General features: G+C 58.6%; 23 protein-coding genes. 9 read left to right on the plus strand and 14 right to left on the minus strand.

What is annotated here, in order from left to right; genetic code table 11:
- Positions 1-238 precede the first annotated feature (238 nt).
- Positions 239-1,588: a glycerol-3-phosphate transporter gene (gene glpT, locus DXX3274_RS20555; protein WP_038664786.1), complete on the plus strand. Its 1,350-nt coding sequence runs from the start codon at positions 239-241 to the stop codon at positions 1,586-1,588.
- 154 nt (positions 1,589-1,742) lie between these two features.
- Positions 1,743-2,825 carry a glycerophosphodiester phosphodiesterase gene (gene glpQ / locus DXX3274_RS20560; RefSeq protein WP_042861418.1) on the plus strand — a complete coding sequence of 361 codons (1,083 nt, stop codon included), beginning with the start codon at positions 1,743-1,745 and terminating at the stop codon, positions 2,823-2,825.
- Here the strand turns inward: glpQ and yigL are convergent.
- Both yigL and pldB read right to left on the minus strand, forming a co-directional pair.
- Positions 2,816-3,613 carry a sugar/pyridoxal phosphate phosphatase YigL gene (yigL, locus tag DXX3274_RS20565; protein WP_042861419.1) on the minus strand — a complete coding sequence of 266 codons (798 nt, stop codon included), beginning with the start codon at positions 3,611-3,613 and terminating at the stop codon, positions 2,816-2,818. The two genes, glpQ and yigL, sit on opposite strands and share 10 nt — an antisense overlap.
- A gap of 52 nt (positions 3,614-3,665) precedes the next feature.
- Positions 3,666-4,658 carry a lysophospholipase L2 gene (pldB, locus tag DXX3274_RS20570; protein ID WP_042861420.1) on the minus strand — a complete coding sequence of 331 codons (993 nt, stop codon included), beginning with the start codon at positions 4,656-4,658 and terminating at the stop codon, positions 3,666-3,668.
- Positions 4,659-4,771: 113 nt separating this feature from the next.
- Here pldB and rhtB point away from each other — a divergent pair, with 113 nt between their 5' ends.
- Complete coding sequence (gene rhtB / locus DXX3274_RS20575) at positions 4,772-5,392, plus strand: homoserine/homoserine lactone efflux protein (RefSeq protein WP_038664774.1); 621 nt, start codon at positions 4,772-4,774, stop codon at positions 5,390-5,392.
- A 198-nt stretch (positions 5,393-5,590) separates the two neighbouring features.
- Here rhtB and rhtC read toward each other — a convergent pair whose 3' ends face one another.
- From rhtC to pldA, 3 genes are all read right to left on the minus strand, one after another.
- The gene (rhtC, locus tag DXX3274_RS20580) at positions 5,591-6,211 is read right to left on the minus strand and encodes a threonine export protein RhtC (protein WP_042861421.1); all 621 of its coding nucleotides are present in this window, start codon (positions 6,209-6,211) and stop codon (positions 5,591-5,593) included.
- A gap of 61 nt (positions 6,212-6,272) precedes the next feature.
- The gene (gene recQ / locus DXX3274_RS20585; protein ID WP_038664763.1) at positions 6,273-8,102 is read right to left on the minus strand and encodes an ATP-dependent DNA helicase RecQ; all 1,830 of its coding nucleotides are present in this window, start codon (positions 8,100-8,102) and stop codon (positions 6,273-6,275) included.
- Positions 8,103-8,253: 151 nt separating this feature from the next.
- Positions 8,254-9,123, minus strand: coding sequence for a phospholipase A (gene pldA / locus DXX3274_RS20590; protein WP_042861424.1), 870 nt, complete (start codon positions 9,121-9,123; stop codon positions 8,254-8,256).
- 223 nt (positions 9,124-9,346) lie between these two features.
- On the opposite strand from pldA, the gene DXX3274_RS20595 reads away from it, so the two are divergent.
- Positions 9,347-9,817, plus strand: coding sequence for a thioesterase family protein (locus tag DXX3274_RS20595; protein WP_038920481.1), 471 nt, complete (start codon positions 9,347-9,349; stop codon positions 9,815-9,817).
- A 102-nt stretch (positions 9,818-9,919) separates the two neighbouring features.
- Positions 9,920-10,840: an EamA family transporter RarD gene (gene rarD / locus DXX3274_RS20600; RefSeq protein ID WP_042861427.1), complete on the plus strand. Its 921-nt coding sequence runs from the start codon at positions 9,920-9,922 to the stop codon at positions 10,838-10,840.
- Here rarD and DXX3274_RS20605 read toward each other — a convergent pair.
- The 8 genes from DXX3274_RS20605 to DXX3274_RS23170 form a co-directional block, all read right to left on the minus strand.
- On the minus strand, positions 10,799-11,857 hold the full coding sequence (locus tag DXX3274_RS20605; protein WP_042861429.1) for an AbrB family transcriptional regulator: 1,059 nt from the start codon (positions 11,855-11,857) through the stop codon (positions 10,799-10,801). The genes rarD and DXX3274_RS20605 overlap by 42 nt on opposite strands.
- Before the next feature lie 175 nt (positions 11,858-12,032).
- A complete protein-coding gene (gene corA, locus DXX3274_RS20610; protein ID WP_022635229.1) occupies positions 12,033-12,983 on the minus strand; it encodes a magnesium/cobalt transporter CorA in 951 nt (316 codons plus the stop codon).
- Positions 12,984-13,352: 369 nt separating this feature from the next.
- A complete protein-coding gene (gene uvrD / locus DXX3274_RS20615) occupies positions 13,353-15,515 on the minus strand; it encodes a DNA helicase II (RefSeq protein ID WP_042861431.1) in 2,163 nt (720 codons plus the stop codon).
- A gap of 86 nt (positions 15,516-15,601) precedes the next feature.
- Positions 15,602-16,318, minus strand: coding sequence for a 5-amino-6-(5-phospho-D-ribitylamino)uracil phosphatase YigB (gene yigB / locus DXX3274_RS20620; protein ID WP_042861432.1), 717 nt, complete (start codon positions 16,316-16,318; stop codon positions 15,602-15,604).
- Positions 16,318-17,226: a tyrosine recombinase XerC gene (gene xerC / locus DXX3274_RS20625; RefSeq protein ID WP_042861434.1), complete on the minus strand. Its 909-nt coding sequence runs from the start codon at positions 17,224-17,226 to the stop codon at positions 16,318-16,320. Before xerC ends, yigB begins: the two co-directional genes overlap by 1 nt.
- Positions 17,223-17,924 (minus strand): DUF484 domain-containing protein, encoded by a 702-nt coding sequence (locus DXX3274_RS20630; RefSeq protein WP_042861435.1) that lies wholly within the window; start codon positions 17,922-17,924, stop codon positions 17,223-17,225. Before DXX3274_RS20630 ends, xerC begins: the two co-directional genes overlap by 4 nt.
- Positions 17,921-18,745: a diaminopimelate epimerase gene (gene dapF / locus DXX3274_RS20635; protein WP_042861437.1), complete on the minus strand. Its 825-nt coding sequence runs from the start codon at positions 18,743-18,745 to the stop codon at positions 17,921-17,923. The genes DXX3274_RS20630 and dapF overlap by 4 nt, the downstream gene beginning before the upstream one ends.
- A gap of 88 nt (positions 18,746-18,833) precedes the next feature.
- Complete coding sequence (locus DXX3274_RS23170; protein ID WP_303313299.1) at positions 18,834-18,998, minus strand: lipoprotein; 165 nt, start codon at positions 18,996-18,998, stop codon at positions 18,834-18,836.
- 77 nt (positions 18,999-19,075) lie between these two features.
- On the opposite strand from DXX3274_RS23170, the gene cyaY reads away from it, so the two are divergent.
- The gene (gene cyaY, locus DXX3274_RS20640; protein ID WP_038664732.1) at positions 19,076-19,396 is read left to right on the plus strand and encodes an iron donor protein CyaY; all 321 of its coding nucleotides are present in this window, start codon (positions 19,076-19,078) and stop codon (positions 19,394-19,396) included.
- Positions 19,397-19,475: 79 nt separating this feature from the next.
- Here cyaY and DXX3274_RS20645 read toward each other — a convergent pair whose 3' ends face one another.
- On the minus strand, positions 19,476-22,034 hold the full coding sequence (locus DXX3274_RS20645) for a class I adenylate cyclase (protein WP_042861439.1): 2,559 nt from the start codon (positions 22,032-22,034) through the stop codon (positions 19,476-19,478).
- Positions 22,035-22,360: 326 nt separating this feature from the next.
- Between DXX3274_RS20645 and hemC the strand changes: the two genes are divergently transcribed.
- From hemC to hemX, 3 genes are all read left to right on the plus strand, one after another.
- A complete protein-coding gene (gene hemC, locus DXX3274_RS20650; protein ID WP_042861441.1) occupies positions 22,361-23,302 on the plus strand; it encodes a hydroxymethylbilane synthase in 942 nt (313 codons plus the stop codon).
- Positions 23,299-24,039 (plus strand): uroporphyrinogen-III synthase, encoded by a 741-nt coding sequence (gene hemD, locus DXX3274_RS20655; protein ID WP_042861442.1) that lies wholly within the window; start codon positions 23,299-23,301, stop codon positions 24,037-24,039. Before hemC ends, hemD begins: the two co-directional genes overlap by 4 nt.
- Positions 24,040-24,150: 111 nt before the next feature.
- Positions 24,151-25,278 carry a uroporphyrinogen-III C-methyltransferase gene (gene hemX / locus DXX3274_RS20660; RefSeq protein WP_042861444.1) on the plus strand — a complete coding sequence of 376 codons (1,128 nt, stop codon included), beginning with the start codon at positions 24,151-24,153 and terminating at the stop codon, positions 25,276-25,278.

The following is a 25,278-nucleotide window of genomic DNA, read 5'->3' on the forward strand; positions in this document are numbered from 1 at the left end:
GATTGATAAAGAACAAAAACACTCAAAAAACGAAAATTAATCACCGGTGAGACAGCGAATATGTGATTCAAATCACTCAGAAATGAAAAATGGTTATTTCATTTGTGTTACTCACCGCTCAAAATGACCCACCTCGTCATAAAAGTGTAACAATTGCGCGTTTACTCACACTGAACGCCACGCGCATTCGCTACGCTGGCGAGCGTTATAGAACATAACTATCGGGGATCGTTTATTTATGCTGAGTATTTTCAAGCCTGCGGCACATCGTCCGCGCGTAGAGGAACATCTGGTGGATCCGCTCTACCGCCGTCTGCGCTGGCAAATTTTTCTGGGGATCTTTTTCGGCTACGCCGCCTACTATCTGGTCAGAAAGAACTTCGCGCTGGCGATGCCTTATCTGGTCGAGCAGGGGTTCTCAAAGGGTGATCTGGGTTTCGCGCTATCCGGCATTTCCATCGCCTACGGGTTTTCCAAATTCATCATGGGTTCGGTGTCCGACCGTTCCAACCCGCGCGTCTTCCTGCCCGCCGGCCTGATTCTGGCGGCGGCGGTGATGCTGTTTATGGGCTTCGTGCCGTGGGCGACTTCCAGCATCATGGTGATGTTCGTGTTGCTGTTCATCTGCGGCTGGTTCCAGGGCATGGGCTGGCCGCCGTGCGGCCGTACCATGGTGCACTGGTGGTCGCAGAAAGAACGCGGCGGCATCGTCTCTGTCTGGAACTGTGCCCACAACGTGGGCGGCGGCATTCCGCCGCTGCTGTTCCTGCTGGGGATGGCCTGGTTCCATGACTGGAAAGCCGCTCTCTACATGCCGGCGTTCGCCGCCATTCTGGTGGCGCTGTTCGCCTTCGCCATGATGCGCGACACGCCGCAGTCCTGCGGTCTGCCGCCGATCGAAGAATACAAAAACGATTATCCGGTGGACTACAGCGATAAAGACGAACAGGAACTGACCGCCAAAGAAATCTTCATGCAGTACGTGTTCCCCAACAAACTGTTGTGGTACATCGCCTTTGCCAACGTGTTCGTTTACCTGCTGCGTTACGGAATTCTCGACTGGTCGCCGACCTATCTCAAAGAAGTGAAGCACTTTGCGCTGGATAAATCTTCGCTGGCCTATTTCCTGTATGAATACGCCGGTATTCCAGGCACGCTGCTGTGCGGCTGGATGTCCGACAAGGTGTTCAAAGGCAACCGCGGCGCCACCGGCGTGTTCTTCATGAGTCTGGTGACCATCGCCACTATCGTGTACTGGCTGAACCCGGCGGGCAACCCCGGCGTGGACATGCTCTGCATGATCGTCATCGGCTTTTTGATCTACGGCCCGGTGATGTTGATCGGCCTGCATGCGCTGGAACTGGCGCCGAAGAAAGCCGCCGGCACCGCCGCTGGCTTCACCGGCCTGTTCGGTTATCTGGGCGGCTCGGTGGCAGCCAGCGCCATCGTCGGCTACACCGTAGACTTCTTCGGCTGGAACGGCGGCTTCCTGGTGATGATCGGCGGTAGCGTACTGGCGGTACTGTTGCTGATCCTGACCATGATCAACGAGAAGAAACACAAGCAAGAACTGGCGCAACGCGCCTGATTCCGTCATCCAGCCGTGGTTTACTGACGACGAAACCATGCGCTTTATCCCCGCCGGACCGTGCCGGGCCGGCGGGGAGTTATCAACGTTACTGCCATTTTCAACGCATCGACTTACACAGCTTTTCTTTCTCCCACTGAAAAAGGACGCTGACATGAATCCTCTGTTCAAGCCTTTACTGGCCGGCATGACGCTGGCGATGTCCCTCTCCGTGCTGGCGCAGACCGGCGATAAAATCGTGATTGCCCACCGGGGCGCCAGCGGCTACCTGCCGGAACATACCCTGCCCGCCAAAGCGATGGCGTACGCGCAGGGCGCGGACTATCTGGAGCAGGATCTGGTCATGACCAAAGACAACGCACTGGTGGTGCTGCACGATCACTACCTTGACCGCGTCACCGACGTCGCCGAGCGTTTCCCCGGCCGGGCGCGGGCTGACGGCCGTTACTACGCCATCGACTTTACGCTTTCGGAAATCCGCTCGCTTAAATTCACCGAAGGGTTTGACCTGAAGGACGGCAAGCCGGTGCAGAGCTACCCGAATCGCTTCCCGATGGGCAAATCGGACTTTCGCATTCACACCTTTCAGGATGAAATCGAATTCATTCAGGGGCTGAACCACTCGACCGGCAAAAACATCGGCATTTACCCGGAAATCAAGGCGCCGTGGTTCCACCGTCAGGAGGGCAAAGATATTTCCCGCGCGGTGCTGGAGGTACTCAAACAGTACGGCTACAGCCAAAAAAGCGACCGCGTCTACCTGCAGTGCTTTGACGCCAACGAGCTACAACGCATCAAAACCGAACTGGAGCCGGCGCTGGGGATGAACCTGAAACTGGTGCAACTGATCGCCGAAACCCACTGGCAGGAAACCCAGCAGCAACAACCCGACGGCCGCTGGGTCAACTATGATTACGACTGGATGCTCAAACCGGGCGCGATGCAGAAAATCGCCCGCTACGCCGACGGCGTCGGCCCCGACTATCACATGCTGCTCAACGGCGAAGCGGGCAAGGTCGCCGTCAGTCCGCTGGTGAAAGAGGCGCACGCCAGCGGCATGGTGGTGCACCCCTACACGGTGCGGGCTGACCGGTTGCCGAAGTACGCCGCCGACGTGAACGCGCTCTATGCGCTGCTCTACCGTCAGGCCGATGTCGACGGCCTGTTCACCGACTTCCCCGACAAAGCCGTGACGTTCCTGCATTCACCGCAGGATTCCCGGCCGTCTCAGAGATAAAGACGACGCAGGTATTTTGGCACCGCCTGATCGATGTTGGTGCCAATCACCTCGTTGTCCGGCAGCATATCCTTCAGTCGCTGGTGGGCATTGCTCATGATGCAGCCTTTGCCCGCCATCGACAGCATTTCATAGTCGTTCATGCCGTCGCCGAAGGCGATGCAGTCTTTGATGGTATGACCGAGGATTTTGGCGACCTGCTCCAGCGCGTGGCCTTTGGATACGCCGCCCGCCATCACTTCCAGACAGCTCAGGGTGGAGAAACTGACGTTCACCCGGTCGCCCCAGCGCGCGTTGAGCGCGTCTTCCAGCGGCAGCAGCTTGTCGTGATCTTCACAGGTGAAAAACACTTTGCCGACGCCGTCCGTACCCAGCGTTTCCGGGTCGAACAGTTTGTAGCGGAACACCGTCTCGGTAAAAAAGCGCTCTTCCTCGGGGCGGGAGCGGCACAGGAACCACTCGTCGCCGCGATAAACGTGGGTCATGATTTCCGGGTGGTGATACACCATGCCGAACAGATCGTGGGCGATGTCACGGTCCAGATTGTGACTGAAAATCAGCTCGCCGTCGGTGTTATGCACCCGCGCGCCGTTAGACGTAATCATGTAGGCGCTGATCGCCAGATTATCGCGGATCTGCGCCACATCCATATGGTGACGCCCGGTGGCGAACACAAAATGGACGCCCTGTTCCGTCATCAGACGCAGGGTTTCTTTGGCATAGGGTGACAGGGTGTGATCGGGTGACAGCAGGGTGCCATCCAAATCGGAAGCAACAATCGGGTACATACGTTGAAATCCAACCTCCGCTGGTGCCGGGCGGCCTGGCCGCACAGACGTATTAATGATAATCGTTGAAGTGTCGCAAAATCCGCCCGAAGGCTTCGGCCCGCATCGCATCCTTTTCCGACAGAATGTCGTGGCGGGCGCCGCGAATGACGTAAGGACGACCATCCGCACACGGGTGACCGGCTGCCGCCAGCGCCTGACAAAAAGCGTCCTGACAGCCATTGTCCACCACCCGCTCCTCTTCCGCCTGCAGCAGCAGCAGCGGCGTCGTGATCGCCGGCGCCTGTTGCAGCAGTTGTGTTTCCACCTGTAGCGCCTCCCGCACCCAGTGATAGGTCGGGCCGCCGATGCGCAAATCCGGGTCGTCGGCATAAAAACGCACGTGGCGACGATAACGCGCATGGCTGTGGGTCAGCACATTGACCATAAACGGCAACGGACGCCACTGGCTGGTGCCGATGGCGTAATAGTCCCGTATCGCCGGGTAACGTTCGGCCCAGTCCAGAATACGCCAGGCCAGCCAGCGCGGCATCGGCAGCAGAATGCCGCACATCGGCGCACAGAGCGCGACCGCATCGAACGTCTGCGGCTGACGCGCCAGAAACTGCGCCATAATCGCGCCGCCCATCGAATGGGCCAGCGCGAACCGTTTGGTATAGTGTCCCGCCGCCGCCTGCTGTTGCCATAGCGTCGCCACGTCGTCCACATAATCGCCAAAGCGCTTAACATGCCCCCGATGGCTGTCTTTCAGCAATCGGCCGGAGCGCCCTTGCCCACGGTGGTCCATCATCAGCACATCGTAACCGCACTGAAACAGGTCGTAGGCCGCCTCGGCATATTTTACGTAACTGTCGGTGCGGCCGGGCAGCACCACCACCAGATGCGAGTGCGACGGTGAGGTAAAACGCACGAAACGAATCGGCACGTCGTCCACGCCGATGAACATCCCTTCCTGACGCTGTCGCCAGAAATCCAACAACGGCCCGGTAGCGAATGCGGCGTACTGCCATTCCCTTGTCAGCAGGCACTCCGGATACGGATTCATCAGGCTCTCCCGAGGTAAATCATGCCGAACGGATTGATTTTTGTGAGCTATGGCACAAAGACGGGCATTGGCGTATTGTGGCATAAAAAACCGCAATCAGGGAGCATTCAGCCATGACCCAGGACTGGTGGTTAACCTACCTCGTCACCACATTAATTCTAAGCCTGTCGCCCGGCTCCGGCGCCATCAACACCATGAGTACCAGCATCAGCCACGGTTACCGCGGCGCAATAGCCTCCATCGCCGGACTGCAACTGGGCCTGGCTATTCATATCGTACTGGTGGGGATCGGTCTGGGGGCGTTGTTATCTCAGTCGGTGCTGGCGTTTGATTTGCTGAAATGGTTCGGCGCCGCTTACCTGATCTGGCTTGGCATCCAGCAGTGGCGCAGCGCCGGTTCGCTGGATCTGCAAACGCTGGCGAACAGTATGCCGCGTCGCCGTTTGTTCAAACGGGCGATTCTGGTCAACCTGACCAACCCGAAAAGCATCGTGTTTCTGGCCGCGCTGTTCCCGCAGTTTATTATCCCGCATCAGCCCCAGGCGATGCAGTATCTGGTGCTGGGCGTCACCACCGTCGTGGTCGACATCATCGTGATGATTGGCTACGCCACGCTGGCGCGGCGCATCGCGCTGTGGCTGAAAGGTCCGCGCCAGCTCAAACAGCTGAACCGGACCTTCGGTTCGCTGTTCATGCTGGTCGGCGCGCTGCTGGCAACGGCCCGCAAAGCCTGAATTTGAGGATGTTACTGCTCGCGGCGGCACGGCGAGCGGTACCGATGGTTTTTTTCGACCGCAGTCTTACCACCTCCCCGCCGGAATATCTCACCGCACTGACTTCCCGCCGACCACTGACCGAATGCGGCCTGAACCCGGCAAGCTGACAAGCCGCCTGTGCGCGTGCCGTTTGCGCACAGGCGGGGTACCGTTCCGTTAACGCGAGATAATCAGGTGGATGCCGAACCCGGTGAACAACACGCCTGCCAGGCCGTCCACCCATTTTGCCAGCCGCTGATAACCGCGACGCATCACCGGCAACGCGAACACCAGCGCCACCAGGCTGAACCACAGCAACGTTTCCAGCGAAATCAGGGCAAACAGTCCCCAGCGCGCCGCCGCGCCCACATCGTCACCGACAAACAGCGAGAACACGCTGCCGAAATAGATCAACGCCTTGGGGTTCGACAGGTTAGTCAGAAAACCACGCATGAAGGTTTTGCCTCGCTGCGGCAACGCCACCGTCACGTCGCCTTCCTGCTGTTCACGCTTACGCAAAGCCGAACGCAGCATCTGCCAGCCCATCCAGCACAGATACAGACCGCCGCCGATCATAACCAGACGGTGCAGCCACGCCATGCGTTCCAGCAGCAGATGCAGCCCCATCAGCGCGATAGCGGCCCATACCAGCACGCCCAGCGTGATCCCCAGGACGCCCATCAGCGCTTCACGACGGGAACGGCTGGCCGCCGTCTGGGAGACGAAAAAGAAATCCGGCCCCGGACTCATCAGCGCAATCAGGTGTACCAGCGCTACCGTGAGAAACAACATCAACATATTCATTCCTTATTTTTACGTGCCAGAACAGGCGAAGACCCGGCCAGCAGACTAAGCCGTCTCAGTCGTCACCATTATCCAAATGATCGCGGATCAACGTCATAAAGGGGGCGCCAAATCGCTCCAGTTTCCGCTGGCCGACGCCATTGACCGCCAGCAACTCGCTGGCGGTGACCGGCAACAGTTCGGCCATTTCCAGCAGCGTGGCGTCGCTGAACACCACGTACGGCGGAATATTGTCTTCGTCAGCGATGGATTTACGCAGTTTGCGCAGTTTGGCGAACAGTTTACGGTCGTAATTGCCGCCGTAGGTTTTCTGGCTGGCGCGCGGCTTGCTCAGGCTGATGACGCGCGGCACCGCCAGTTGCAACGGCACTTCGCCGCGCAGCACCGGCCGTGCCGACTCGGTCAGTTGCAACGCGGAATGGTGGGCGATGTTCTGCGCCAGCAGCCCCAGGTGGATCAACTGACGCAGGATGCTGACCCACTGCTCCTGCGTTTTATCCTTACCCAGGCCGTATACCGGCAGTTTGTCGTGACCGAATTCGCGAATGCGCTGGTTATTGGCGCCGCGCAGCACTTCGGCGATGTAACCGATGCCGAACCGCTGCCCGACGCGGTAGACGCAGGACAGCGCTTTCTGCGCGTCCACCAGCCCATCGTAGCGTCGGGGCGGATCGAGGCAAACATCACAGTTGCCGCACGCTTGCTGACGGTTTTCGCCAAAGTAGTTGAGCAACACCAGACGGCGGCAGGTCTGCGCTTCGGCAAACGCCCCCATCGCATTCAGTTTGTGCCGCTCGATATCCAACTGCATACCGGCCGGTTTTTCTTCCAGACAGCGGCGCAGCCAGGCCATATCCGCCGGGTCGTAGAACAGCGCCGCTTCGGCGGGAAGGCCGTCGCGCCCGGCGCGGCCGGTTTCCTGATAGTAGGATTCGATGTTACGCGGAATGTCGAAATGCACCACAAAGCGCACGTTCGGTTTGTTGATGCCCATGCCGAACGCCACCGTGGCGACCACCACCTGCAGGTCGTCGCGCAGAAACGCCTCCTGCACCTGAGCGCGACGGTCGTTTTCCAGCCCGGCGTGATAAGCGCCGACGCTCAGCCCGCGGTTCTGCAACCGGGCGCACAGGTCTTCCACCTTGGCCCGGCTGTTGCAGTACACGATGCCGCTCTTGCCGCGCTGTCCTTGCACAAACAGCCACAGTTGATCGAGCGGTTTGAATTTTTCCACCAGCGTGTAGCGGATGTTGGGGCGGTCAAAACTGCTGATATTGATCAGCGGGTCGCGCAAATCCAGCAGACGGGCGATATCCTGACGAGTGGTTTCATCGGCGGTGGCGGTTAGCGCCACAATCGGCAGAGCGGGAAATTGCTGTTTGATCTGCCCCAGCGCGCGGTATTCCGGGCGAAAATCGTGCCCCCACTGGGAAATGCAGTGCGCTTCGTCGATGGCGATAAGCGTCGTATTCCAGTGCGTCAGTTGCTCCAGAAACCCGTCGGTGGTGAGGCGTTCCGGCGCGATGTACAGCAGCTTCAGTTCGCCGCGGCGGCAGGCGCTGAACACCTCCTGCTGCTGCTCACGGGTCTGGGTGGAATTGAGGCAGGCCGCCGCCACGCCATAAGCCTGCAACTGATCGACCTGATCCTTCATCAGGGAGATGAGCGGCGACACTACCAGCGTCAGCCCTTCCAGCACCAGCGCCGGGATCTGATAACACAGGGATTTGCCCCCGCCGGTCGGCATGATCACCAGGCAGTCGCGCCCGCTAATGACGGCATTGATAATTGCCTGCTGACCCGGCCGGAATTGCTGGTAACCGAAGGTTTCACGCAGCACCTGCATCGCCAGCGTTTCTTTATTCAATACTTCTGCCGTAGACACGCCTTCACCGATTTCACGTTATTCACTGCCCTGAAAAAGTTATTCACCGCTTTCGAAAAAAGCAAACAGCCGCTATTTTCAGCGCCGCCCGCCAAAACTGCAACGTCTGTCGCCGGGTTTTCTGCGACGGCCCGCAGTCCTGCGGCCAGTGCTAGAACATATCGTTAAGCGTCACGCCAATGCCGTAGCGGGTCTGGCGGTGATTGTAGTCAATCAGCGACTCGCCGTAACCGCTGAATACCTTGGTGTAAAAACGGACATGATCGCTGATCGGGTAACTCCATCCCAGCTCGCCGCCGCCGTAACCGGAATTCCAGTTATAACGTCCTTCGGCGCTGAAAATGCTGTCTCCCCAGTGGTAGCCGACCCGCACCCGATAGTGCCCCATATACCGGGTAATATCCGGATTGTCGTCATCGCTGTCGCTCAAACGAACCCAGGGTTTCACTTCTACCTGCCAGTTGCCGTTCTGCGCCATCAGACGGGCATAGACCCGGTTCCAGCTGCGCGAGGTCGGATCGGCGCGCCCGTTAGACTGATGATTGAATCCCATCTCCACATCGCGCAACGTCCAGCCGGCAAAACGGTAATCCGTCGCCCAGCCAAGAAAGAGCTGCGGTTCGTAGTTGGTTTCACGAAACGGAGTAGACTCGCTCTTGTTGGACATCTGCCACCAGGAGCGCTGGGTATAAGACGCGCCCAACAGCGAATTTTCCCCGGCAATGCCGCGCCACAGCGGAAAACCGAGGCTGATCTGGAAGTTCACTTCATCTTTGCGGGCATGTTCGGACCAGCTATAACTATCAATCGCCTGTTTATTGATATTGCTGCTGTAGGTGTAAAGCAGGTAATTGCTTTCATAGGGGTAGAGTATGAACGGCGTGTCATGTTTCTGCAGCAGCCCGGCGATAATACTGCCCGGTACGGCCGGAGCGTCATGGATTTCCTGAACGCGGGCTTCCTGCGCCTGGGCGGTCGCCGCCAGCATCAGCGCAACAACCATCCCACCTGATTTATACATGTGCGAATTCTCCCAAAGGGTCAAGATAGTTATGTGTATTGGATAACGAACTGAAATAATGGCGGATAGTGTACACAGGTCACCCGCTTCGCGCAGTTTTCCTGTTGTTATATCGACCAGCGGTAGCAAGAAAGCATAACGGCGCCTAAAATAACAACTCATTAACCTATAAACACATAAAAATTAACCACCTCCCCCTACAGGCGCGAAAAGAGGCTCACACATGCTTACGACACCGCTCACTCAGGACACGCTGCGTCAGCGCGTCAGCGATATTTTCATTTATCAGATGCCATTCAATCAGGAACTGGGACTCACGCTGGAGGCGTTCTCGCCGGATGCGGTCACGCTGAGTTTCCACCACCAGAACAAGCTGGTGGGCAATGCGTTGCAACAGATCCTGCACGGCGGCGTGATCGCCGCCGGTCTGGACGTGGCTGCCGGGCTGGTGTGCGTGGGCAGCGCGCTGCTGCGTCATGACACATTGAGCGAGCAGGAGCTTCACCAGCGGCTGTCGCGTATGGGCACCATCGACCTGCGGGTGGATTATCTGCGCCCCGGCCGCGGCGAACGCTTTATCCTGACCAGCCAACTGCTGCGCGGCGGCAATAAAATCGCCGTGGCGCGGGCCGAATTACACAACGAAAAACAGTCGCATATCGCCAGCGCCATCGCTACCTACATCGTCGGCTAAAGGGAACATCGAACGGGGATTTCTCGACACGCAGCGTCAAGACACCCGCGCCGTGGTCCGGTACACTGGATGCTCATCTGCGGTTTATCTGGTTTATTATCAATGAGTATGCCACAACACCGCCAGGGGGTACTGTTCGCCCTCGGCGCTTATATCATCTGGGGGATTGCCCCGGTTTATTTCAAACAACTCGTGCAGGTGCCGGCTGATGAAATTCTCAGCCACCGTATCATCTGGTCGTTCTTTTTCATGCTATTGCTGCTGAGCCTCAGCCGTAAATGGGGAGTGGTGCGCAACGCCTGCCGCCAGCCGCGCCAGCTATTGCTGCTGGCGATCACCGCCACGCTGGTGGCCTGTAACTGGCTGATTTACATCTGGGCGGTCAACCATAACCATATGCTGGAAGCCAGCCTGGGTTACTTCATCAACCCGCTGGTCAGCGTGCTGCTGGGGATGCTGTTTCTCGGGGAACGGTTCCGCCCGACGCAATGGCTGGCGATGCTGCTGGCGGTGTGCGGCGTACTGGTGCAGTTGTGGACGCTCGGCTCGTTGCCGGTCATCGCGCTCACGCTGGCCTTCAGTTTCGGATTTTACGGTCTGCTGCGTAAAAAGATCGCTATCGACGGCCAGACCGGCATGCTGTTCGAAACCCTGTGGCTGCTGCCCGCCGCGCTGGTCTATCTGGAATGGCTGGCCGATTCGCCCACCAGCCACCTCAGCCAAAACGCGATGTCGCTGAATGTGCTGCTGATGGCGGCAGGCATCGTCACCACGGTGCCGCTGCTGTTGTTTACCTCGGCCGCCATGCGTCTGCGGTTGTCTACGCTGGGCTTCTTTCAGTATCTGGCGCCGACGCTGACTTTCCTGCTGGCGGTGCTGGTGTACGGCGAAACCATCACGTCGGACCGATTAGTCACCTTCGCCTTCATCTGGCTGGCGCTGGCGGTGTTCACGCTCGACGCGCTCTATACCCAGCGACGGCTACGCCGCGCCAGCCACAGCGCGGCGCGAGATGTAACGTGACAAAATCGGGCTGAAAATCAGGGTGGAGAACAGGCGCAACGTCTGCATGGCGATGACGAACGCGATATCCACCCGACTACCAGCGGCGATAATAGCGATGGAGTCCAGCCCGCCGGGGCTGGTCGCCAGATAGGCGGTCAGGATATCCACCGACAGTAGATGCGTCAGCATTAGCGCCATTCCGCCGCACAGCAACATCAGCGTGACAATCGACATCATCATTTTCGGCAGGGTGCGCAGCGCCAGCAGAAAAACGGGGCGGGTAAACGACAGGCCGACGCTCCAGCCAATCAAGGCATAGGCCAGCGCCAGCAGCCATTCCGGCGTCTGTAATGCCAGCGTGCCGGTGGAATGAAGCATGGAACCGATGATCATCGGCCCCAGCAGTTGGCCGGAAGGAATGCGCAGCCGTCGTCCAATCCAGGCGCCGCTAAACGCCACCGCCAGCGTGGCCGGAAAACGCCAGTCCAGCGAGGGGAACCAGACCAGCAGCGCGCTATTGGCTTCCGCGCCTTGCCCGAGACTGGCACGCGCCACAAACGCCGCCGCCGCGGTCACCATCAGCACCCGCAGGTACTGCATGAACGCCACCAGTCGCACATCGGCGCCAAAATCCCCCGCCATCGCCACCATCGCCGACGCGCCGCCCGGAGACGCGCCCCAGGTGCCGGTCGTGCCCGGCAGCTCGCTGTAGCGCATCAGCAACCAGCCCGACAGCCCGCTGGCAACCAGCGTCGACAACAGGATAAACAGTACCAGCGGCCACTCTTTCACCAGCGGCGTCAGGATGGACAGGGAGAGACTTTGCGCCACCAGACAGCCCAGCACGGCATTACTGGCGAAAAACAGCGGACGGGGAATACGGATAGTGGCGCCGTTCAGGCCCATCACCACCCCTACCAACATCGGCCCCAGCAGCAGCGCCGCCGGAACATGGTAAATCTGCAGACCAAAACCCAACACCAACGAAACCGCCAGCAGCATGAACCATTGTGTCGACGCGGGAAACTTCTCCATGCACAGCACCTGTTACAACATCAAAGCAGAGAGGCGATTCTACCCCGGAAGCCCGTCAGACGGACATCTATCCGTGCGAAGTCTGTCCGTTATCAAAAATTGTCGGAGGAAATCGGGCAGGGACTCGTTGGCCTTACGGGCAACGAGTCGCCTGTCAGAGAGAAGGGCGCTGGCGTTACAGCCAGTTGCGGCGTTTGAAATACAGGTACGGGGCCAGACCGGCCAGCAGCATCAACAGCATCGCGCCCGGATAGCCGTAGGCCCATTTCAGTTCCGGCATGAATTCGAAGTTCATGCCATAGCTGGACGCCACCAGCGTCGGCGGCAGGAACACCACCGATACCACCGAGAAAATTTTGATAATGCGGTTCTGTTCGATGTTGATGAAACCCATCGCCGCCTGCATCAGGAAGTTAACCTTCTGGAACAGCGATTCGTTGTGCGGCAACAGGGATTCGATGTCGCGCAGGATCTCGCGCGCCTGTTCCAGTTGACTGCTCGGCAACCGGGCGCGACGCACCAGGAAGTTAAGCGCGCGCTGGGTATCCATCAGACACAGCCGCACTTTCCAGCCGATATCTTCCTGCTCCGCCAGCGTCGATAGCGCGTCGTCATATTCGTCGCCCTGACGGCCGTCCATGATCACCCGGCTTAAGGATTCCAGATCGCTATAGATGTTTTCGATTTCGTCCGCCAGTTGCTCGATTTTGGTTTCAAACAGATCGAGCAGCAGTTCGTAGGCGTTGCCGTCCACCAGCGTCTGAGCGCGGGCACGCATGCGGTAGAGACGGAAAGCCGGCAGTTCGCGCTCGCGCAACGTATACAAGCGGCCATCGCGAATGGTGAACGCCACCGTGGAGTTGCCGGCGTGGTCGTCCGCGTCTTCATAAAAGAAAAAGGAGTGAATGTGCAGGCCGTCTTCATCTTCGAAAAAACGGGCCGATGCCTCAATGTCTTCCAGTTCCGGTCGGGTCGCCAGGCTTTGCCCCAGCTGATTCTGCACCAAATCTCGCTCTTCGACGTCCGGCTCGACCAAATCCACCCATAGCGAGGTGGTCAGGTCGTTGCTTTCATCCAGTTCCAGGCGAGTTAAACGGCAGTTATCGAGTTTGAATGCGCTCAGCATAGGCCATGCTCCCAAAATGTAACAAAGAGGGACAAAACGCGATTGAAACACAGAAACAGGGTGGAAAAGTCACCATCAGGTTTCAGGCCGTGAGACGGTGCTGACTCGATGCGACAAACAATATCGCTGACAACCTCGAAGGCTATCAGCACAGGGAAGATAGCCTTAGAAGTGGTACCTAATCAGTAGGTTATTGAGCCAGTATCGACTGGGTGTGTCCAAGGCGTGGGTCCTCCGGGAATAATGATGCGCGCATGTTACGCCGAGATGAAAAAGGCTGTCAACAGACAAACAGATGATTAGTCTGTGTCCAACCGTAACATCCAGTGAACTCAGACTGAACACCGCTCCCATCACGGCATAATCGCGCTATACCGTATCCAGACGGGCATAAGCGGCCACCAGCCATTTGATGCCCTGACCGGCAAACGCCACCTGGATCCGACAGTGATCGCCGCTGCCTTCCACATTAACAATGGTGCCTTCGCCGAATTTGGCGTGGCGCACCCGTTGCCCCAGCTTATAACCGGTATCGCTCTGGCTTATTGGCGTACCCAGTCGCTGATGATTGACCGGGCGTGAGACGCTGGCGCGCAGCCGCACCTCTTCCACGCACTCCGGCGGTAGTTCGCCGATAAAACGCGACGGGCGGTGATAGGTTTCCTTACCGTACAGACGGCGGCTTTCGGCATAAGTCAGCGTCAGTTTCTGCATAGCGCGCGTCACGCCAACGTAGGCCAGCCGGCGTTCTTCTTCCAGACGGCCGCCTTCATCCAGCGACATCTGACTGGGGAACATCCCCTCTTCCATGCCGACGACGAATACCTGCGGGAACTCCAGCCCTTTGGCGGAGTGCAGTGTCATCAGTTGCACCGCGTCCTGATAGGCGTCCGCCTGCCCGTCGCCGGCTTCCAGCGCGGCATGAGACAAAAACGCCTGCAACGGCAGCAAGTCCTGATCTTCGTCCTGATAGCTGAACTGGCGGGTCGCCGTCACCAGTTCTTCCAGGTTTTCCACCCGCGCCTGACCCTTCTCGCCTTTTTCCTGCTCGTACATGCTCCACAATCCGGAATCGCGAATCACCCGGTCGGTCTGCACATGCAGCGGTAAATCGGCAGTATCGCTGGCGAGCGCATCCACCAGTTCCAGAAAACGTTGCAGCGCGGCGGCGGCGCGCCCAGCCAGTACTTTTTCCTGCAACAACGCGCGCGTGGCCTGCCACAGCGTCAACTGGCGGTCGCGCGCCGTCTGGCGCACCACATCCAGCGTGCGATCGCCGATGCCGCGCGTCGGCGTGTTGACCACACGCTCAAAAGCGGCGTCATCGTTGCGGTTGGCCATCAACCGCAGATAAGACAGCGCATCCTTGATTTCCTGCCGTTCGAAGAAGCGCATGCCGCCATAAATCCGGTACGGCAGGCTTTGCTGCAACAACGCCTCTTCCAGTACGCGCGACTGGGCGTTGCTGCGATAAAGAATGGCGCATTCGCTGAGCGCGCCGCCCGCTTCCTGCCACACCTTGATGCGGCTAACCACAAAGCGCGCTTCGTCCAGTTCGTTAAAGGCGCAATACAGCGAAATCGGTTCGCCCTCGATGCCGTCGGTCCACAGGTTTTTGCCCAGCCGATCGCCGTTGTGGGCAATCAGCGCGTTGGCGGCATTGAGGATATTGGCGGTGGAGCGGTAATTCTGCTCCAGACGGATGGTGGCTACATCGCTGAAATCGCGCAGGAAGTGCTGGATGTTCTCCACCTGCGCGCCACGCCAGCCGTAGATCGACTGGTCATCGTCGCCTACGATCATCACTTTGGCGCTGTCGCCGGCCAGCAGGCGAATCCAGGCGTACTGGATGCGGTTGGTATCCTGAAACTCGTCCACCAGAATGTTGTTAAAACGGTCGCGGTAATGCTGCAGGATATGCGGTTTGTTGAGCCACAATTCGTGGGCGCGCAGCAGCAGCTCGGCGAAATCCACCAGCCCGGCGCGATCGCACGCTTCCTGATAAGCCTGATAGATGCGCAGCCAGGTCTGCTCCACCGGGTTGCCGTAGCTGTCGATGTGCTGCGGCCGCAGCCCTTCGTCTTTCTTGCCGTTGATGTACCACATCGCCTGACGGGGCGGCCACTGCTTCTCATCCAGATTCAGCGCCTTGATCAGACGTTTGAGCAGCCGCAACTGATCTTCGCTGTCCAGAATCTGGAAATCCTGCGGCAAGCCGGCATCCAGATGGTGCGCGCGCAGCAGGCGATGCGCCAACCCGTGGAACGTGCCGATCCACATCCCGCCCTGACTGGTGCCGAGCAGTTGATCGATACGGTGGCGCATTTCCGCCGCCGCCTTGTTGGTGAAGGTCACCGCCATGATTGAATAAGGCGAACAGTTTTCCACCGTCAGCAACCAGGCGATGCGATGAACCAGCACGCGGGTTTTGCCGCTGCCTGCGCCAGCCAGTACCAGCATGTTGCTGCGCGCCGCCGCCACGGCGTCACGCTGTTTATCATTCAGACTGTCGAGCAGGTCAGATACGTCCATAGGCGTCGGTTATCCGTCAAAGAGGAACCCGGCCTCCGGATCGGAGACAAATTCCACTGGTTATCTATACAGTAAAAATAGCAGAATTATAGCAACGTGGTGAGCGATGCCAAGCTGAAAATTTCCACATGCGGCAGCAGCCGGGAATCGTGAATCTGCATCAGGTTGCCGTCACGCAGATTAATCCAGCAGGATTGTACGCCGCTGCGAATGGCGCCGGCCACGTCGGTGGTCAGATCATCCCCCACATGCAGCAGGTTGTGCAACGGTAAATTCAGCCGTTCGGCGGCCAGTTGATACATATCATGCCAGGGCTTTGAGCGGCCATCCGGGCCGGCGCGCAAAATAAACCGGAAATAATCGCCGAGGCCGCAGGCGTGCGGATCGGCGTTGCCGTTGGTGATCGCCACCAGCGGCCAGCGTTGCCCCAGCGCGCGCAATGTGTCGTGAGTTTCCTGCGGTATGGTGATGCGGCTACGCCAGCGGGCGAATTCCGCCATCACCGCATCCGCGCCGGCGGCTGCGTCGTCCGGCAACATCCCCACCCGAGTCATCGCCAGATGTACGGAACGCCAACGCCAGTGCGTGACGTCGTGATAAATCTCCGGCTCTTGCGTCAGCAGTTCCTGTCGTAGCTGGCGCAAACCTTCGCTGGTGAACGCCCGCAATCCAGGGTGATAGTTCTGTAAAAACCGCAACGACTCCAGCTCCGTTCGCCGGATAACCTCATAGTTGTCGTACAGGGTATCGTCCAAATCGAACGTGATGGCCTCAATCCGACCGAGCGGGCGATAAAAATACATCAGGATTTACCTCGTCTGGCGCGTGGGTGCGCGGCATCGTACACCGATGCCAGATGTTGAAAGTCCAGATGGGTATAGATCTGGGTGGTGGAGAGGTTAGCATGGCCCAGCAGTTCCTGCACCGCGCGCAGGTCGCCGCTGGACTCCAGCATGTGGGTGGCAAACGAGTGCCGCAACTTGTGCGGATGAACATGGCTGTTCACGCCCTGTTTGACGCCCCATTCGGCAAAGCGCTTCTGTACGTTGCGCATTGAAATGCGCTTGCCGAGGCTGGAGATGAATATCGCGTCGTCTTCCGGCGCGTAAATATCCCGCACCGCCAGCCAGTGCCGCAGCCAGGTAACGGCGGTCGCGCCGATCGGCAGCTTGCGCTCTTTACTGCCTTTCCCCATCACCCAGACTTCGCCGCTGTCCAGATCGACGTGACCGCAGTCCAGCCCGACCAGTTCCGCCAGACGCAGCCCGGCGCCGTACATCACTTCCAGCATGGCGCGATCGCGCACCGCCAGCGGATCGCCGAGGTCGATATCCAGCAGGCGGCTCATTTCATCCACATCCATGTTTTTGGGCAGATGTCGACCCGCTTTCGGCGCCGGCACGCCGCGGGCAGGGTTGGCCTTGAGCTCGCCACGGCCAACCAGCCAGTCAAGAAAGCTGCGTAACGCCGACAGACGCTGCGCCAGACTGGCGGCGTTCAACCCGTCGCGCTTGCTGCGCGCCACCACCGCTCGCACGCCGGCAGCATCCAGCGCCTGCCAGTCGGCAATGCCGGACGCCGACAACATGTCGATAATCACCTGTAACTGATGGGCATAGCTGCTTTGCGTCAGCGGACTCAGTTGCCGCTCAACCCGCAGGTAACGCAGAAAGGCTTCGGCCGGCGCCGACAGGGGGGAATCGGGGTTCATAGGCGTTCAATCCATCGCTCCAGCAATACCGGAATAATCGTCGCCAGATGTTGCAACAGATCGGTGCCCATGCCGTCCTGATAGTGGTGGCTGTCGCGGCTGCTGAAAATCAGCAATCCCAGATCGCCGTTTTTTCCCATCAGCGACAACGCCACCGAGCCGACATGGCGCGCCTGCGGCAACAATAGCAACAGTTCGGGGCCGTTCAGCGTCCCAAGATAATGATGCCGTTCGCCCAGCCGCTGGATACGCAGCGGCTCAAACACCGTACGGTTAAGCGCCAGATGGGTAAAATCGGAAGGCGCGCCGATGCGCCAGCGATCGGTAAACAGGCGGATAGCCGCGCCCGACAGCCCCAGTTTGCGCGCCCAGCGGTGCAGCCTGTCGAGCAGTTCCTGCAACGACGAGGCGGTAGAGAGCGCCATTTGCAATTGCAATAGCTGGCTGAACAGTTCCTCATTGCGGGTAGCCTGTTCCGTCAGCAAGGCGATCTCTTCTTCCAGATACTGAATGCGGTTGCGCTGGCGAGCGAGTTGCCACTCCACCAGCGACACGCTGCCACGCACCGGATGCGGAATACGCATGGTTTCGGTCTGGTGGGAATGGCGAATGAAAAAGTCAGGGTGCTGGCGCAGGTACTGCAACACCAGATCGTCAGTCAGCGCCTGACGTTCAGCCTGCTCTTCCACGTTCTTCATAGATGCATAAACCCATCATAAACATGCGTAGCCGGGCCGGTCATAAACAGCGGGTGACCGGGACCGTCCCAGTGAATCTCAAGTTCGCCGCCCGGCAGTTGTACTTTGACATCCGCCGCCAGCAGCCCCTGCTGAATCCCCACCGCCACCGCGCCGCAGGCGCCGCTGCCGCAGGCCTGGGTTTCACCCGCGCCGCGCTCGAACACCCGCAACCGGATCAGGCCGGAGTTAACCACCTGCATAAAACCGACATTGGCGCGTTCCGGAAAACGTTCGTGGCTTTCCAGCAGCGGCCCGAGCGTCTCTACCGGCGCAGTATCCACATCGTCCACCTGAATCACGCAATGCGGGTTGCCCATCGACACCACGCCGCACAGCACCGTGTGTTCGTCGGCACGAAAGATATAGGTTTTTTCCGGCTTAGTGGCGCGGAACGGCACCTGCTGCGGTTCGAAGTTAGGTTCGCCCATATTCACCCGCACCAGCTCGTCTTCCGTCACCGACAGCACCATACGGCCGTTATGGGTGCTGACGTTGATCTCACGCTTGTTGGTCAACCCTTTCAGGCGTACGAAACGGGCAAAGCAGCGAGCGCCATTACCACACTGTGCCACTTCGCTGCCGTCCGCATTGAAAATTCGGTAATGAAAATCCAGTTCGGGATCGTAGGGCGGTTCAACGATCAATAACTGATCGAACCCCACCCCGCAATGCCGGTCCGACAGGCGACGGATCAGCTCCGGTGAAAAGTAGACATTCTGCGTCACGGCATCGACAACCATGAAATCATTGCCCAGACCGTGCATTTTGGAGAACTGCATTTCCTGACCCCGCTGCGTTAAACGGGTGCGGCAGAGATCCTGTCGCGACCCGCGAGATTACCCTCAATCACCCTGCGTACCGCGGCGGCTACTGCCGGGCGGACGATGCTTGCGGAGCCTGGGTATTTTGCTGCTGCGTTTTTTTAACCGGAGCCGGTTGCTCTGGCGGAAAATAAAGCGGGCCTTTCAAACCACAACCAGCCAGTGACATCACCAGCAATGCCAGCGCGCCCTGACGAAAAAGTGTTTTCATTTCGTTAAAACCTGTCATTCAGATACCTATGCTCTCTATAATCGCAGGTGGATCATGAAAATCAATAGGAATCGAATATGAACGATAGCGAGTTTCATCAATTGGCCGACGCGCTGATGCTGAAGGTGGAAGAAACGCTGGATCGATTTGATGGCGATGCGGATATCGATTACGAAACCAATGGCGGCGTAATGACGCTGAGTTTTGAGAACGGCAGCAAGATCGTGATTAACCGGCAGGAGCCGATGCATCAGGTGTGGCTGGCGACTAAAGGCGGCGGCTATCACTTCGACTATCAGAATGGCCGCTGGATTTGCGACCGCAGCGGCAGCGATTTCATGGCGCTGTTGGCGCAGGCCTGCTCGGAACAGAGCGGCGAAGACGTTTATTTCGATTAAAACAGACTGGCATTTCGAATAAAGCAGATTGGGGCCGTTAGCCCCAACTGTCATTCATCCTGGATTTCCCGCTCTGGAATCAGAGCATCTGCAAGCGCTGGCTCAGCACCAGATTTTTCTTGTCTTCAGACGATGGCGTGACGCACAGATGAGACAGCGCGCTGCTGCGGAACGGGATTACCTGCGTGCGGCCGTCCAACTGAACAATCTGATAGAACTGCGGCAGATTGAAATTGATGAAGCTGGAGCCGTAGGTAAAGCGGTCGTGCGACGAGGAATAGAAGCGGCTGACGTCGCGCACCAGCTCTTCCTTGCTGCCTTCGCAATGGTGATAGACTTCCACCCGGTTCGACTCGTCCAGAATATAGATATTGAACCCCTGATTATCCTGTTGATCCTCAAAGAAGAACTGGATAATTCCCTCGCTGGCGACGCCGTCCACCACCGGAGGCAGATGGATATGGTTGGTTTCCACCTGAACCGGCAGCCCCTGCAGCTTGTTGTTGGAAATCGCGCCGTAGAACTCCACCGCATTTTCCAGTTTCTGGGCCGACACGCTCAGGCGTTCGAAGAATAATCCCCAGGTCTCGCCCGCGACTTTCACCGCCTTGAAGCGGCCGGGTTCCTGACGGGTGCTGGACAGACGCAGTTCAATACATTCGGATACCAGTTGCTGCACCCGGGTCCGGATCAACCCGCGCAGATGTTGGCTGTAGCAGAACACTTCCAGCGACTCCGGCAACGCGGCGTCCTGATGCATTTTGCCAAGAATGGTTTTCAGCGCTTCCAGCATCGCCTGCTCGCCGCTGAAATGCAGGGTACGCACTTCATTCCAGGAATTGCGGTACAACAAATCGATACTGCCGACCAGACACTGCTGCTGCTGGCCGAAGCTAAAGACGTCCAACTGACGGAAGTCAAAGTGCACAACCTGATTGCGGAACGTCGCCGTCGGGTCATGCTCCAGATTGACGATAATCGCCAGATGACGAATCTCGCACGGGCTATACAGCGCTTTCGGCGTCGGAGCCACCACCCGCAACGGGAAGTGGCTGGACACATCCGACACCAGTTCCTGCAGCCGGGCGATATCGCACAACTCATGCCCTTTGATATGCAGGCGGGTGGACGACGTCAGCAGGCCGTTGAAATAGGCCCAGGCCACCAGCTTGTTGAGATAGCGGTTATATTCCAGCGGTTGATGGCTGATGATGGCGTCCATCGACGGCGCCTGATTGTACAGATACCAGCCGGATCGATTAGCGCGTCCAGCCGGCACATAAATAAAGGTCAGATTAGTTTCTGACAGATCGGGCGAAATCTGCGGGTTAACCAACGTAACCTTGCCCGGCAACGCCTCGAAAGCGGCATACAGTTTGCGGGTCAGCACCCCGATATCCTGCGGGCTGGCGCTGACGCTCAGATTGTTGCGGCGAGCGAAACGGATCAGGTTGCGATAGCTCTGCATCATCGCATCCAGCAGCTCGTTATGCGCTTCGCGCACCTGCCCAATTTTCCAGTTGGCGCGGTTGTCCAGCATCACCAGCCGTTCATCGCTCCATCCCCACGACTGCACCAGCTGCGTCAGGATTTGGCGGCGCCAGGCGGTACAGGCGCGCTCGCGGGAGAGTTTTTCACACACTTTGAGGTAGAAACAGCGACGCACCAGATCCAGCCGGGTCTGGTCATTGATCGCGTTCAGATACTGGGTCACGCGCTCCAGCATCATGCAATAAGGGTCCAACCCGAAGGACACGATCTCGCCTTTATGCAGGCGCGCTTTGATCTCGCTCGACAGCAGGCGGGTATTGGGATATTCCCAGGAGTAGGCTTCCAGCAACAGGGTTTTCAGCACCGCCTTGTAGGGCGAGTCGATGCTTTTATATAGCTGCCACAGGCTGGCGCCAAAGTACTCTTCCGCCGACAGCGCGCTCAGACCGCCCAAATCCAGCCATTCGTTCGGCGCCAGCGCGCCGCGGGCATACAGAGAAAGCACGAATTCATCATAATTGGCTTCCTCTTCCACCGGCACCATGTTCCACAGAATGCGCTTGCCCGCCATGCGCACCGCGGTGCGGTAAAATTCGTCCAGCAACAGGATATGCTGAGTGGAGCCGCAATCCTCGCCGCCGAGGCTGCCGCTCTCGTTATGGCGGAAACGGTTTTCATCCATCAGGAAGAAACTGACGTCTACGCCTTGCCCGGCCGCCCATTTTTCCAACAGCGAGCATTTCTGCTGCAGCCGCTGGCGCTCTTCGCTGTCCAGCCAGGATTGGTGGCAGACCCAGATGTCGAGATCGGAACTGCAGCTCTGCCCGATGGACGAGGTGCTGCCCATGGAATAGACGCCGGTGATCGGCAGTTCGCCCTTGCGATCCGGCACAGACAGCTCGCCCCAGCGCAATTCCACGCCGTCGAGGTAGTGCTGTTGTTTTTCATCGGGGGAGAAAAGACAAATGCCGTGCGGAACCTTGCCTTCCAGATAGCCAGGCATCAGCGGGTGATGATGATGTAATAAAACTGGCAAAAGACTGTAAACCTGCTGAAAAGCGGGTTTCATTGCTTCCAGAGCACGATCCACACGCAGTTGGTTGATCGCATCCAGTCTTTGCTTCAGTGTCTCGATGTAGAAGTACAAGACGTTTCGCCTGCTTATCCCAGTGCCTATAAAGAAGCCGTTGTTTCCCCAATCTGTCCAGAATAGATATTAGAAGAATGGCGGGCAGATTATTGCTGGAAACGTGATCAATTTAACACCTTGCTGAAAGGGCGTAAAGAAACTAAAGAAAGTCAGATTTGTTTATTGATGCTTCAGCGTTGAACATATTATCGCCGCTTTTACCGCCCCCGGCTATCCCCCGACGGGGTTTTGTCGTTCCCTTCCCTCATCACGACGGCCGGGCAACTGACACCGGCTCGCCTTCAATGGTACGATGGAAAGAAAGGATCAGAACGGTATCAAGCATGGTAGACACTATTCTAAGAATTGCCACCCGACAGAGCCCGCTTGCGCTGTGGCAGGCCCATTTTGTTCAGCAACGACTCGAAGCCTGCCACCCCGGTTTGCGGGTGGAACTGGTACCGATGGTCACCCGCGGCGATGTGCTGCTGGATACGCCACTGGCCAAAGTGGGCGGCAAAGGATTGTTTGTCAAAGAACTGGAACTGGCGCTGCTGGAAAACCGTGCCGATATCGCGGTGCACTCAATGAAGGATGTACCGGTCGAATTCCCCGAAGGTCTGGGGCTGGTCACCATCTGCGAGCGCGACGACCCGCGCGATGCCTTTGTCTCCAATCATTACGCCACGCTGGATGAGCTGCCTGGAGGCGCCTGCGTTGGCACCTCCAGCCTGCGCCGCCAGTGCCAGTTGCGCGCCCACCGTCCGGATCTGGTGGTCCGCGATCTGCGCGGCAACGTCGGCACCCGCCTGTCCAAACTGGATAACGGCGACTACGACGCCATCATTCTGGCGGTCGCGGGGCTAAAACGCCTTGGTCTGGAAGATCGTATCCGTACCGCGCTTAGTCCGGAGCAATCGCTACCGGCGGTCGGTCAGGGCGCGGTCGGCGTGGAGTGCCGCCTGGACGATGCCCGAACCCGCGCGCTGCTGGCGCCGCTTAACCATGATGATACCGCAACACGCGTACTGGCCGAGCGCGCCATGAATACCCGGCTGGAAGGCGGTTGTCAGGTTCCTATCGGCAGCTACGCCGAACTGCAGGACGGCGACACGCTGTGGCTGCGGGCGCTGGTGGGCGCGCCGGACGGCAGCCGCATTATTTACGCGGAACGCCGTGGGCTGCGTCAGGATGCCGAACAGCTTGGCATCGCCCTGGCGGACGAACTGCTTGAACGCGGCGCACGCGACATTCTGCAATCCGTTTATGGAGAAGCCTCGTCATGACGATTCTGGTTACCCGTCCCTCTCCTGCGGGTGAGCAGTTGGTAGCCCGTCTCAGAATGGCAGGCCAGCAGGCCTACCACAGTCCATTAATCGAATTTTCTCCGGGCAGCGAGTTGCCGCAACTGCCCGCCATGCTGCAAGCGCTGCGCCCCGGCGATCTGGTATTCGCTCTGTCGCAGCAGGTTGTGGAATACGCAGATCCAGCGCTATCACGCGCCGGAACCGGTTGGCCCAAAACGCTCACCTATTTTGCGGTGGGGCGCTCTACCGGACTGGCGCTGCATACCGTCAGCGGTTTGCCAGTGCACTACCCGCCGGAACGCGCGACCAGCGAAACATTATTGCAGTCGCCGACGCTACAGCAGGTAGCGGGCAAACAGGCGTTGCTGTTGCGCGGCAACGGCGGCCGGGAACTGCTGGGCGATACCTTGCAGCAACGCGGCGCGCAGGTGCGTTACTGCGAATGCTATCAACGCAACCCAGTGGTTTACGACGGCGCGGAACAATGCCAGCGCTGGCAACATCTCGGCATCGATACGCTGGTGATCACCAGCGGAGAAATGCTGCAACAGTTCTATACTTTAGTGCCTGATTATTATCGAACTACCTGGCTACCGGGTTGCCGGGTCGTCGTCGTCAGCGAGCGTCTGGCCGAAATGGCCCGCGAGCTGGGCTGGCGTGATATTCGGATCGCCGATAATGCGGATAACGATGCGCTGATGCGGGCGCTGCGATAACGCAGCGGATGTCGTTACGCAACTGATACCGTTACACAACTAACCAGATAGTAAACTAACCAGATAGTCACCCGGACAATTACCATTACCCTGATCATAGGATGTACTCATATGACGGAACACATTACCTCCTCAACGCCCTCCGAAGAGGTGGTCGAACGGGCTGCACCCACGCCTCCGCAAAAATCGCCGCCCTCTTCCGGCGCGGCGCGCCACGGTCTTGTGCTGGGCGCCATCGCTATCGTGGTTTCGCTGGCGCTGAGCGGCGGCGTCTACTATTACGCCCACCAGCAGATGACGCGTCAGAGTACCGCCCTGGCCCAATTGCAGGAACAACTCGCTGCGCTGCAAAAACAGCAATCACAGGCGCAGCAGCAGTGGCAACAGACGCTGGACCAGCAGGCCAAAGCCCTGAGCGCCGATGAGCAACGGCTGGCGACCCTGACCCGTCAGGCTGGTGAAATGCAGGAAAAACTGGCTACGCTCGCCAACAGCGACTCCAAAACCTGGTTGCTGGCGCAGGCTGATTTTCTGGTAAAACAGGCCGGACGCAAGCTGTGGAGCGATAAAGACGTCACCACCGCCGGCGCCTTGCTCAAAAGCGCCGACGCCAGTCTGGCGGACATGAACGACCCCAGCCTGATCGACGTGCGCCGGGCCATCACCCACGATATCGGCATGCTGGCTGGCGTCAGTCAGATCGATTTCGACGGTATCATCCTTAAAGTGAACCAGTTGGCGGATCAGGTGGACAACCTGCGGCTGGCCGATACCGACACCGACGAAGCGCCGATGGAAGAAAGCGACTCGACGCTGTCGGCCTCACTGAGCGAATGGCGGCAGAACCTGAGCAAGAGCTGGCACAACTTCCTGTCGGATTTCATCACCATTCGTCGCCGCGACGACAGCGCAGAACCGCTGCTGGCGCCGAATCAGGATGTGTATCTGCGCGAAAACATCCGCTCGCGCCTGCTGGTCGCCGCGCAGGCGGTGCCGCGTCACCAGAACGAAACTTACCGGCAATCGCTGGAAACAGCGGCGACCTGGGTACGCGCCTACTTTGACGAAAGCGATCCGACCACCAAGGCGTTTCTGGACCAGTTGGACGCACTGAGCCAGCAGTCGGTAGCGATGGATGTACCGAATGAACTGCAAAGCCAGCCGCTGCTGGACAAACTGATGCAAACCCGAGTCCGCAACCTGCTGGCGCAGCCATCCGCCAAACCACAGGAGGGCTGA

The sequence above is a fragment of the Dickeya sp. NCPPB 3274 genome, from assembly GCF_000406205.1.
In the GTDB taxonomy this organism is placed as follows: Bacteria; Pseudomonadota; Gammaproteobacteria; order Enterobacterales; family Enterobacteriaceae; genus Dickeya; species Dickeya fangzhongdai.

Bases quoted from the DNA above. Each gene is read 5' to 3' on its own strand.
- glpT (WP_038664786.1), top strand. From the start codon at position 239: ATGCTGAGTATTTTCAAGCCTGCGGCACATCGTCCGCGCGTAGAGGAA.
- glpQ (WP_042861418.1), top strand. From the start codon at position 1,743: ATGAATCCTCTGTTCAAGCCTTTACTGGCCGGCATGACGCTGGCGATG.
- yigL (WP_042861419.1), bottom strand. From the start codon at position 3,613: ATGTACCCGATTGTTGCTTCCGATTTGGATGGCACCCTGCTGTCACCC.
- pldB (WP_042861420.1), bottom strand. From the start codon at position 4,658: ATGAATCCGTATCCGGAGTGCCTGCTGACAAGGGAATGGCAGTACGCC.
- rhtB (WP_038664774.1), top strand. From the start codon at position 4,772: ATGACCCAGGACTGGTGGTTAACCTACCTCGTCACCACATTAATTCTA.
- rhtC (WP_042861421.1), bottom strand. From the start codon at position 6,211: ATGTTGATGTTGTTTCTCACGGTAGCGCTGGTACACCTGATTGCGCTG.
- pldA (WP_042861424.1), bottom strand. From the start codon at position 9,123: ATGTATAAATCAGGTGGGATGGTTGTTGCGCTGATGCTGGCGGCGACC.
- DXX3274_RS20595 (WP_038920481.1), top strand. From the start codon at position 9,347: ATGCTTACGACACCGCTCACTCAGGACACGCTGCGTCAGCGCGTCAGC.
- rarD (WP_042861427.1), top strand. From the start codon at position 9,920: ATGAGTATGCCACAACACCGCCAGGGGGTACTGTTCGCCCTCGGCGCT.
- DXX3274_RS20605 (WP_042861429.1), bottom strand. From the start codon at position 11,857: ATGGAGAAGTTTCCCGCGTCGACACAATGGTTCATGCTGCTGGCGGTT.
- corA (WP_022635229.1), bottom strand. From the start codon at position 12,983: ATGCTGAGCGCATTCAAACTCGATAACTGCCGTTTAACTCGCCTGGAA.
- uvrD (WP_042861431.1), bottom strand. From the start codon at position 15,515: ATGGACGTATCTGACCTGCTCGACAGTCTGAATGATAAACAGCGTGAC.
- yigB (WP_042861432.1), bottom strand. From the start codon at position 16,318: ATGTATTTTTATCGCCCGCTCGGTCGGATTGAGGCCATCACGTTCGAT.
- xerC (WP_042861434.1), bottom strand. From the start codon at position 17,226: ATGAACCCCGATTCCCCCCTGTCGGCGCCGGCCGAAGCCTTTCTGCGT.
- DXX3274_RS20630 (WP_042861435.1), bottom strand. From the start codon at position 17,924: ATGAAGAACGTGGAAGAGCAGGCTGAACGTCAGGCGCTGACTGACGAT.
- dapF (WP_042861437.1), bottom strand. From the start codon at position 18,745: ATGCAGTTCTCCAAAATGCACGGTCTGGGCAATGATTTCATGGTTGTC.
- DXX3274_RS23170 (WP_303313299.1), bottom strand. From the start codon at position 18,998: ATGAAAACACTTTTTCGTCAGGGCGCGCTGGCATTGCTGGTGATGTCA.
- cyaY (WP_038664732.1), top strand. From the start codon at position 19,076: ATGAACGATAGCGAGTTTCATCAATTGGCCGACGCGCTGATGCTGAAG.
- hemC (WP_042861441.1), top strand. From the start codon at position 22,361: ATGGTAGACACTATTCTAAGAATTGCCACCCGACAGAGCCCGCTTGCG.
- hemD (WP_042861442.1), top strand. From the start codon at position 23,299: ATGACGATTCTGGTTACCCGTCCCTCTCCTGCGGGTGAGCAGTTGGTA.
- hemX (WP_042861444.1), top strand. From the start codon at position 24,151: ATGACGGAACACATTACCTCCTCAACGCCCTCCGAAGAGGTGGTCGAA.